The sequence below is a fragment of the Nocardioides pelophilus genome (genome assembly GCF_014180685.1).
In the GTDB taxonomy this organism is placed as follows: Bacteria; Actinomycetota; Actinomycetes; order Propionibacteriales; family Nocardioidaceae; genus Nocardioides; species Nocardioides pelophilus.
In genome coordinates this window covers 1-9,498 of sequence record NZ_JACEHF010000160.1, presented here as the reverse complement: position 1 = coordinate 9,498, position 9,498 = coordinate 1, and the positions used below count along the sequence as shown (strand labels likewise).

The 9,498-nt window shown below is 71.4% G+C and carries 7 protein-coding genes; 4 read left to right on the top strand and 3 right to left on the bottom strand.

The annotated features are described in order from the left end of the window. Window positions 1-306: 306 nt before the first annotated feature. Window positions 307-1,950, bottom strand: coding sequence for a calcium-binding protein (locus tag H0488_RS19085; protein ID WP_183100820.1), 1,644 nt, complete (start codon window positions 1,948-1,950; stop codon window positions 307-309). A gap of 93 nt (window positions 1,951-2,043) precedes the next feature. Continuing rightward, window positions 2,044-3,282 carry a cytochrome P450 gene (locus tag H0488_RS19080; RefSeq protein WP_183100819.1) on the bottom strand — a complete coding sequence of 413 codons (1,239 nt, stop codon included), beginning with the start codon at window positions 3,280-3,282 and terminating at the stop codon, window positions 2,044-2,046. Window positions 3,283-3,415: 133 nt separating this feature from the next. Here H0488_RS19080 and H0488_RS19075 point away from each other — a divergent pair, with 133 nt between their 5' ends. Together H0488_RS19075 and H0488_RS19070 are read left to right on the top strand one after the other, a co-directional pair. Continuing rightward, window positions 3,416-4,408 carry an ATP-binding cassette domain-containing protein gene (locus H0488_RS19075; protein ID WP_183100823.1) on the top strand — a complete coding sequence of 331 codons (993 nt, stop codon included), beginning with the start codon at window positions 3,416-3,418 and terminating at the stop codon, window positions 4,406-4,408. Continuing rightward, complete coding sequence (locus tag H0488_RS19070) at window positions 4,405-5,220, top strand: ABC transporter permease (protein WP_183100818.1); 816 nt, start codon at window positions 4,405-4,407, stop codon at window positions 5,218-5,220. The genes H0488_RS19075 and H0488_RS19070 overlap by 4 nt, the downstream gene beginning before the upstream one ends. A 22-nt stretch (window positions 5,221-5,242) precedes the next feature. On the opposite strand, the gene H0488_RS19065 is transcribed toward H0488_RS19070, so the two are convergent. Continuing rightward, the gene (locus tag H0488_RS19065) at window positions 5,243-6,559 is read right to left on the bottom strand and encodes a cytochrome P450 (RefSeq protein WP_183100817.1); all 1,317 of its coding nucleotides are present in this window, start codon (window positions 6,557-6,559) and stop codon (window positions 5,243-5,245) included. 155 nt (window positions 6,560-6,714) lie between these two features. Between H0488_RS19065 and H0488_RS19060 the strand changes: the two genes are divergently transcribed. Together H0488_RS19060 and H0488_RS19055 are read left to right on the top strand one after the other, a co-directional pair. Next, window positions 6,715-7,446, top strand: a complete 732-nt coding sequence (locus H0488_RS19060; RefSeq protein WP_183100822.1) for an HAD family hydrolase — start codon at window positions 6,715-6,717, stop codon at window positions 7,444-7,446. Further along, window positions 7,443-9,498: glycoside hydrolase family 65 protein (locus H0488_RS19055; RefSeq protein ID WP_183100816.1), on the top strand; the 2,056-nt coding region annotated here is incomplete at its 3' end. The genes H0488_RS19060 and H0488_RS19055, both read left to right, overlap by 4 nt.

Below are 9,498 nucleotides of genomic sequence, written 5' to 3'. Positions count from 1 at the left end.
GCCGACGTCGCCCACGGTGCCACCGCCGCCGTCGTCGGCACGGCGGTCGCGGCCGCAGGAGGCGGGGTCCTCGTCGTCGTACTCACCGCCGCCGCCGCGGTCGCCGTCCCGGTGTTCTGGCGCTACCGGCTGGCGCGCCCGCTGGTCTGAGGCTCCATCGGATGCGGCGGGACGTCATACGTTCATGGACCTATCGCTGCTCGGCCGTATGACGTCCCGCGCAACGTCATACGTCGGTGGACCTATCGCCGCTCGGCCGTATGACGTCCCGCGCGATGTCATCCGTCCGGGCGGTCACGACAGGGTTCATCCGGTGTCGACCACCGTCTCGCATCCGTCGAGGTGCTCGGCGACGTCGTCGACCTCGCAGCTGTCGGTGCCCTCGCCGGCGTCGACGGAGTCGAGGGTGTCACCGTCCGCGACGTCGATCACGTCCGCTCCGCCGGCTGCGCGGAAGGCAGTCGCACGCGCGGTGCCGAGGTCGGACAGGACGTCGGCCTGGTTGGTGCCCTCGTACACCTCGAACGCGTCGAGGCCGTCCTCCTCGGAGGTCGCGCCGACCGAGGCCCTGTCGCCGGACACCCCTCCGACCTCGATGGTGACGCCGGTCGCGTCGTGGCTGAGGAGGTAGCTGACCCGGTCGGTGTCGGCGCCGCCGGTCGCCGAGTCGTTGCCGAGGCCGGGGTCGACGAAGTCGGCCCCGCCTCCGCCCGAGAGCGAGTCGTCGTCGTCGCCGCCGTAGAGGGAGTCGGCGTTCGCCTCGCCGTAGAGGCGGTCGTTGCCGTCCCCGCCGTGGAGCACGTCGTCGCCCGGGCCGCCGGCGAAGACGTCGTCGCCGTCGTACCCGTGGATGGTGTCGTCGCCCTCGAGGCCCTCGATGAGGGTGCCGTCGAACAGGAGCCCCACCAGCGTGTCGTCGTGCGCGCTGCCCCCGACGATCTCGATGCCCGTGATCATGCCTGCGGCGCCGGTCTCGACCTGGTTGAGGGGCAGGTCGACGAACACGCCCGCCGACGCGTTCCAGTAGTCCGCCCGGTCGGAGCCGGGGCCGCCGACGACCCGGTCGCCGCCGAGGCGAGGATTGAAGACGTCGTCACCGCCCAGGCCCGTGAGCGCCTCGAACCCGTCGGTGCCCCAGAAGGTGTCGTTGCCGTTCGTGCCGACGGCGCTCTGGACCGACGTGAGGGTGTCGGTCATGCCGCCCCCCGACGCGGTCTGCTGGGCGAGGTCCACGACCACGGCGGCCGCGAGGTTGCTGTAGCTGACGGTGTCCTGGCCGCCGCCACCGGCGACCTGGTTGCTCCCGACCCCGGGCAGCAGCAGGTCGTGGCCGTCGCCGCCGGACAGCACGTCGTTGCCGACCCCGCCGAGCAGCCGGTCGTTGCTGCCGCCGCCGGAGACGGTGTCCGCGCCGTCGAGGCCGTCGAGCACGTTGACGGCATCGTCGCCGACGATCGTGTCCGCCAACCGGGTGCCGCGGGCGTTCTCGACGTCAGCCAGCACGTCGGTCCCGATGAGGGTCGCGCGCCGCGTCACGAGGTTGATGTTGACGCCGCTGCTGGTGATCTCGGCGTAGCTCAGCGTGTCCAGTCCGTCACCGCCGAAGGCCCGGTCGTCGCCCAGGTTCGGCTGCAGTACGTCGTCGCCGAGCCCGCCCCGGAGCAGGTCGTTGCCGGTCTGGCCGTTCAGGGTGTCCGCTCCCAGCCCCCCGTCGAGGGTGTCGTTGCCGGCCCCGCCGAACACGATGTCGGCCCCGCCGAGCGCCTTGATGACGTCGTCGCCGGCCAGGGCACAGATCACGTCCGGGCCCGAGGTCCCGTACAGGGTGTCCGGACCGGTGGTCCCGGTGATGGTGCAGGTCGCGCCCGGCGCGGACGACGCGGTGGCCACCACCACGATCGTCGGCGCCAGCAGCGCAGCGAGCCCCCAGCTGATCAAGCGCCCGGTCATCGTCGTCTCCACTCGCCGCAGGAACCCCCGAGTGGTGTCCGCTCACCGTAGGCGCGTCGGGGGCTGTTGGATAGCGGTCCGGGCGATCCCCGGTCAGGCGATGCTGATCGGCACGCTGACCGGCCGCCGGACGTAGGGGCCGGGCGCCCACTCGATCGCGTCGGTGTCGACGGTGAACCTCGGGATCCGGGTCACCAGCTCCTCGAGCGCGATCCGCGCCTGCAGCCGCGCGGCGGCAGCCCCGAGGCAGTGGTGGTGGCCCTGGCTGAAGGTGAGGATCTGGGTCGGCCGGCGGCGGATGTCGAGGTGCTCGGCGTCCGCGCCGTACTTGCGCCAGTCGCGGTTGGCGGCGCCGTAGAGGAGCAGCACCCGACGCCCGGCGGGGATCACGGTGCCGTGGATCTCGACGGCGCGGGTGGTGGTGCGGGCCAGGCCCTGGACCGGCGAGGTGAGCCGGAGCATCTCCTCGACGGCGTCCGGCACCAGGCCCGGCATCTCGGCGAGCTCCTCGTGCTGCTCGGGGTACGCCGCCAGCAGCTGCATGGTGCCGCCCAGCAGGCCGGTGGTGGTGTCGTTGCCTCCGGTCACCATGGTGAAGACGAACCCCAGGATCGCCATCGCGTCGGCCCGGGCCTCGCCGTCGTCGGCGGCGGCGACCAGGTGGGAGATGGTGTCCTCGCCCCTCACGCCCGCTGCCTGCTCGGCACGACGCTGCTCCATCAGGGCCGCGAAGTAGGCCATCAGCTCCATCGTCGCCCCGGCCGCGCCGCTGACCGCACCGCCCGCACCGTCCGCCGCGTTGGCCGAGACGATCGCGTTGGTCCACGCGTCGAAGCGCGGCCGGTCGCGCTCGGGCACGCCGAGGTAGTGGGCGACCACCATGCTCGGCATCGGCTTGAAGAGCTCCGCGACGACGTCTCCGCCGCCGGTCGCGCGCAGGCGCTCGAGCCGCTCGACGACGAACGCCCGCACCGCCGGCTCGAGCTCGGCCACCTGGCGAGGGGTGAAGCCGCGGGCGACCAACCGCCGGAACGCGGTGTGCACCGGTGGGTCGGTCATCACGAACGGCGGGTTGTCCGCGAGCCCGATCCGCTCGAGCTCGTCGTACTCCACGGTGAGGCCGCGGGCGCTGCTGAAGGTCTCGGTGTCGACCGCCGCCGCGACCACGTCGGCGTGCCGCGAGAGCACGTAGAAGTCCTGCTCGGGCCGACCGTGCGGCACGACGTGGTGGACGGGGTCCTGTTCCCGGAGCGCGGCGTACGACGGCCACGGGTCCCGCCACGCGGCCCCACCGCCCGGCACGTACCGCGCGACGGTCGACTCGATGCTCATCGGCCAAGAATGGAACAGGTTCTCGTTGACGTCGAGCGAATCGGCGTAAAAGCCGATGAATCCGGCTGTCGGTGGCCGTCAGTAGGTTGGCAGAACGGTTGGGGGACTCGGGAAGGGAGAACTGGTGACAGACATGATCCGCGCCAGCGGACTGGTGAAGCGCTACAAGGAGGTCACGGCCCTCGACGGGCTCGACCTGACGGTCCCTGAGGGCAAGGTGCTCGCACTGCTCGGCCCCAACGGCGCCGGCAAGACCACTGCGGTCAAGTGCCTGACCACGCTGATCCGGCCGGACGCCGGCACCGCGGAAGTCGCCGGGGTCGACGTGCTGACCGACCCGGTCGGGGTCCGGTCCCGGATCGGCCTGTCGGGGCAGTACGCCGCCGTCGACGAGCACCTGACGGCCTACGAGAACCTCGTCATGATCGGGCGGCTCTACCACCTGGGCAAGGCGCGGGCGCAGGAGCGGGCCCGCGAGCTGCTCGAGAAGTCCGACCTGACGGAGTTCGCCGACCGGCCGGCCAAGACCTACTCCGGCGGTCAGCGGCGGCGCCTCGACCTGGCCGGCGCTCTCGTCGCCGAGCCGCCGGTGCTGGTGCTCGACGAGCCGACGACCGGTCTCGACGTCCGCAGCCGGCAGCAGATGTGGGACGTCATCCGCGAGCTGGTCGCCGGCGGCTCCACGCTCCTGCTGACGACGCAGTACCTCGAGGAGGCCGACCGCCTGGCCGACAACATCCTCGTCATCGACCACGGCCGCGCGATCGCGGAGGGCACGGCCGACGAGCTGAAGAGCCGCACGGGCGGCGAGCGGATCGAGGTCGTCCTCGCCGACGCCGCCGACCGCGAGGCCGCGACCCGGGTCCTGGCGGAGGTCGCCATCGACGGCATCCGGGTCGGTGACAACGGCCGTGAGCTCACCGCCGCGACCGGCGGCAGCCCCACCGGCGACCTGTTGCGGGTGCTGCAGGGCTTCGAGCGCGAGGAGGTCACCGTCCTCGACGTCGGACTGCGCCGGCCGACCCTCGACGACGTCTTCCTCGCCCTGACCGGCCACGCGGCCGAGGAGTCCCCCGACTCCGACAGCCCGGCCACGCCCGACGAGACCAAGGAGCTCGCACGATGAGCAACTCCACCGAGACCCTCACCCGCGCCATCTCCGACGGCTGGGTCGTCGCGCAGCGCAACGTCGTCAAGATCAAGCGGGTGCCCGACATCCTCGTGTTCGTGCTGATCAGCCCGATCATGTTCGTGCTGCTCTTCGCCTACGTCTTCGGCGGCGCGATCGACGTCCCCGGTGGCGTCGACTACAAGGAGTTCCTCGTCCCCGGCATCTTCGCCCAGACCGTGGTCTTCGGAGCGACGTTCACGGGCTACGGCCTGGCCGACGACATGCAGAAGGGCATCATCGACCGGTTCCGGTCGTTGCCGATGTCGCGGTCGGCGGTGCTGGTCGGTCGCACCACGTCCGACGTCATCTACAACGTGATCTCGCTGGTCATCATGGCGCTCACCGGCCTGCTGGTCGGCTGGCGGATCCGCGAGGGCTTCGTCGACGCCGCGACCGGGTTCCTGCTCCTGCTGGTGTTCGCCTACGCCATCAGCTGGATCATGGCCTGGGTCGGGCTGCTCGTGCCGAGCGTCGAGGTCGTCAACAACGCCTCGTTCATCGTGATCATGCCGCTGACCTTCGTCTCCAACGCCTTCGTGCCGCAGAGCACCTTCTCCGGGCCGCTCAAGGTCTTCGTCGAGTGGAACCCGGTGTCGACGGTCACCCAGGCCTGCCGGGAGCTGTTCGGCAACGCCAGCCCCGACATGGTCCTCGACTCCTGGGCGATGCAGAACCCGGTCGTCTACTCGCTGCTGTGGTCCGCCGCGATCGTGGCGGTCTTCGCGCCGCTCGCGGTCCGCCAGTACCGGCTCTCGACCTCGAAGTGAGCGCCCAGCCGCGAAGGTGGACCTACGCGGTCTCCTCGAGCTCGCCCCACAGCATCACGGGGAGCGCCTCGACGCCGTAGACGGCTGACAGCTTGCGGAAGTCGAGGTCGTCGATGTCGACGGCCATGGTGAGGTCGGGGAAGCGCTCGGCGAGCATCCGGAGGGCGATGCGCAGCTCCATCCGGGCCAGCTCGGCGCCGACGCAGCGGTGCATGCCCCAGCCGAAGGACAGGTGGCGGACCGGGTCGCGGGTCGGGTCGAAGGTGTCGAGGTCGGGGCCGAGCCGCGGGTCGCGGTTGGCGGCGAGCAGCGAGACGCCGACCGCGTCGCCCTCCTGGATCGTGACGCCGCCGACGACGACGTCCTGCTTGGCGAACCGAAGGAAGGCGAGCTGGACGACGCACAGGTGGCGAAGCAGCTCCTCGACCACCTTGTTGACCGACTCCGGGTCGGAACGCAGCATCCGGCCGGCGTCGGGGGTGGTCGCGATCAGGTAGGTGCCGAGCGCCAGCATGCTGGCGCTGGTCTCGTAGCCGCCGAGGAAGACCCCGTCGGCGATGCCGCCGAGGGTGACGTCGTCGAGCTCGTCGCCGTACTCCTGGAGCAGCGCGCCGATCAGTCCGTCGCCCGGGTCCTGGCGCTGCTCGCGGACGGCGTTGATCAGGAAGTCGCGGGTGTGGGCGGCGGCGCCGAACGCGCCGGCCCCGCCCTGGCTGAGGTCGAAGCGCGCGACGCCCAGGTCGAAGAAGCGGGCGCGGTCCTCGACGGGCAGACCGAGCAGGTCGCAGATCACGTCGAAGGGCACCGCGAACGCGAACTGCTCCACCAGGTCGATCCCTGAACCGTCAGCACCGGCGGCCTCCATCGCGTCGAGGCGGCTCCGGACGATCGCCTCGATGCCGGGCTCCAGCCGGGCCAGGCGGCGCATCGTGAACTCGGGGGTGAGGTACTTGCGCAGCTGGGTGTGCAGCGGCGGGTCGGTCATGCCGAGCCCGCCGATCTGCTCCTCGGCGGTGCGCCCCTCCTGCGACACGAACTGCCCGAGGTCGTTGGACCAGTCGGCCTGGTCGCCGGCCAGGACCTCGCGGGCCTCGTCGTAGCCGGTGACGAGCCAGACCCCCCGGCCGAACATGGTCGCCAGCTTCTTGACCGGCTCGTCGGCCTGGGTCTGCATCAGGTCGGGCAGCGGGTCGAGGCCGTCGCGCTTGATGGGGAGCGTGAACGAATCGGGGAGGAAGCGGAGCTTGCGCAGATCGATGCCGTCGCGCATCGTCCGCTCGAGGAGGAACTTGCCCACCCGGCGCTTGACCGGGCCGAGCAGATCCAGGGGGAGAACCATGGGCGCTATTCCACCACCCCGTACCCCCGTGCCGCGTGAGTATCCCTACCTAGCCGACCCCGACAGGACCCCTGTTCTTCCCTGAGGGCCGCGCCCGATCCTCGCGACGCCGCCCACAGGCGGCACGGGTGACTACGCTGTCGCTCGTGGCCAGGGTGGACTGGAGTCGGTACGACGCCGCGCTGTTCGACCTCGACGGCGTGGTGACGCCCACCGCCGAGGTGCACATGCACGCGTGGGCGGCGATGTTCAACGACTACCTGGCCGGCGTTCCCGGCCAACCGCCCTACACCGACCAGGACTACTACGACCACGTCGACGGCAAGCCGCGGTACGACGGCGTGCGGACCCTCCTGCTGGCGCGGGGCATCGCGCTCCCGGAGGGCGCGCCGACCGACCCGCCGGAGGCGGAGACGGTGTGCGGGCTCGGCAACCGCAAGAACAACTACTTCGGGAAGGTCCTCGCCGAGGAGGGCGTCGCGGCCTATCCCGGGTCGATGCTGCTGCTGAACGCGCTCCAGGCCCGCGGCATGCCGATGGCGATCGTGTCGTCCTCGCGCAATGCCCCTGCCGTGCTCGCGGCTGCGGGGATCACCGACTACTTCGGCACGGTCATGCACGGCGGCGTCGCGGCCGAACGGCACCTGCCCGGCAAGCCGGCACCCGACACCTTCCTCGCCGCCGCCGTGGAGCTGGGAGCGACCGCCGAGCGATCGGTCGTGCTGGAGGACGCGATCAGCGGCGTCCAGGCCGGGGCCGCGGGCGGGTTCGGGCTGGTGGTCGGAGTCGACCGTGGCGCCGGCCCGGACGCGCTGACCGAGGCGGGGGCCGAGGTGGTGGTGGCCGACCTGGCCGAGCTGCTCCCCGAGGCCGAGGAGCAGGCGTGAACGCGCCACCGCCGGACGGCCCGTCCCACGTCGCGCCGCCCGTCGCCGACCCCCTCGACCGCACCCGGTTCCCCGTCGACGAGTGGCGCCTGGTCGAGACCCGGTTCAGCTCCGACGATCTCGGCAAGACCGAGTCCCTCTTCTCCGTCGGCAACGGCTACCTCGGCGTGCGCGGCAACTTCTCCGAGAGCCGCGACGCCCACGTCGACGGCACCTACATCAACGGCTTCCACGAGACCTGGCCGATCCTGCACGCGGAGGAGGCCTACGGCTTCGCCCGCGTCGGGCAGACGATCGTCAACGCGCCGGACGCCAAGGTGATCCGGCTGTACGTCGACGACGAGCCGCTCCAGATGTCGGTGGCCGACCTGCGGAACTACGAACGCGCCCTCGACTTCCGCAGCGGCGTGCTCTCGCGCGACCTGGTGTGGCGGACGCCCGGCGGCAAGAAGGTGCGGCTCCGCAGCACCCGGATGGTGCCGCTGGCGCAGCGGCACCTGGCCCTGTTCACCTTCGAGGTCACGCTGCTGGACAGCCGGGCCTCGGTCGCCATCTCGTCGCAGCTGATCAACCGGCAGGACGCGGCCGCCGAGGTGGTCACGGAGGAGACGGTCGCCACCGACCCGCGGCAGGCCGAGCGGTTCAACCGACGGGTCCTCGACCCCGTGCTGCACTCGGCCGACGCCCACACCGCGCGGATCGCGCTGGGCTACCGGGCGGCCGAGAGCGGCATGACGATCGGGGTCGTCGCCGACCACGAGCTGGAGACCGAGGCGCCGTACACGTTGCGGGTCCACGCGGACGAGGACCTCGCCAAGGTGATCTACCAGATCTCCGCCGAGCCCGGGGTGCCGATCCGGCTGACCAAGCTGGTCAGCTACCACACCTCGAGGTCGGTGCCGCCGCGCGAGCTGATCGACCGGTGCGAGCGCACCCTCGACCGGACCCGTCAGCAGGGTGTCGACCACCAGTTCGCCGAGCAGCGCCGGTGGCTCGACGGCTTCTGGAGCCGGTGTGACGTCGAGATCGCGGACCATCCCGAGCTGCAGCAGGCCGTGCGCTGGAACCTGTTCGCGCTCTGCCAGGCGGCCGCCCGCGCGGAGGGCCAGGGCATCCCCGCCAAGGGCGTCACCGGGTCCGGGTACGGCGGTCACTACTTCTGGGACACCGAGATCTACGTGATGCCGTTCCTGACCTACACGATGCCGTGGGCGGCCCGGAACGCACTGCGCTTCCGCTACTCGCTGCTCGACTCCGCCCGCCACCGCGCGCACGAGCTGTCGCAGCGCGGCGCCCTGTTCCCGTGGCGCACGATCAACGGCCACGAGGCGTCGGCGTACTACGCGGCCGGCACGGCGCAGTACCACATCGACGCCGACATCGCCTACGCGCTGAGCCAGTACGTCGGCGCCACCGGCGACGGCGACTTCCTGAGCCGCGAGGCGATCGACATCCTGGTCGAGACCGCTCGGCTGTGGGCGGACCTGGGGTTCTGGCGCGACGAGACCCGGCGGACCTTCCACATCCACGGCGTCACCGGCCCGGACGAGTACACGACGGTCGTCAACGACAACCTGTACACGAACGTGCTCGCCCGCTTCAACCTGCGCCGGGCGGCCCACGCCGTCTGGCAGCTCGAGCGCAACGACCCGGTCGCCTTCGCCGACGTGGTGCGCCGCACCGGCCTCGAGCCGGACGAACCGGTCGAGTGGGCCGAGTGCGCGGACGGCATGTACATCCCGTTCGACGACTTCCTCGGGATCCACCCGCAGGCCGCGCACTTCCTCGAGCGCGAGATGTGGGACCTCCAGAACACCCCGCTGGAGAAGCGGCCGCTGCTGCTGCACTACCACCCGCTGGTGATCTACCGGTTCCAGGTGCTCAAGCAGGCGGACGTCGTGCTCGCGCTCTTCCTGCAGGGCGACCAGTTCACGGCCGAGCAGAAGCGCGCCGACTTCGAGTACTACGACCCGATCACGACCGGCGACTCGACGCTGTCGGCGGTCGTGCAGTCGATCATCGCGGCCGAGGTCGGGGACGCCGACCTCGCCC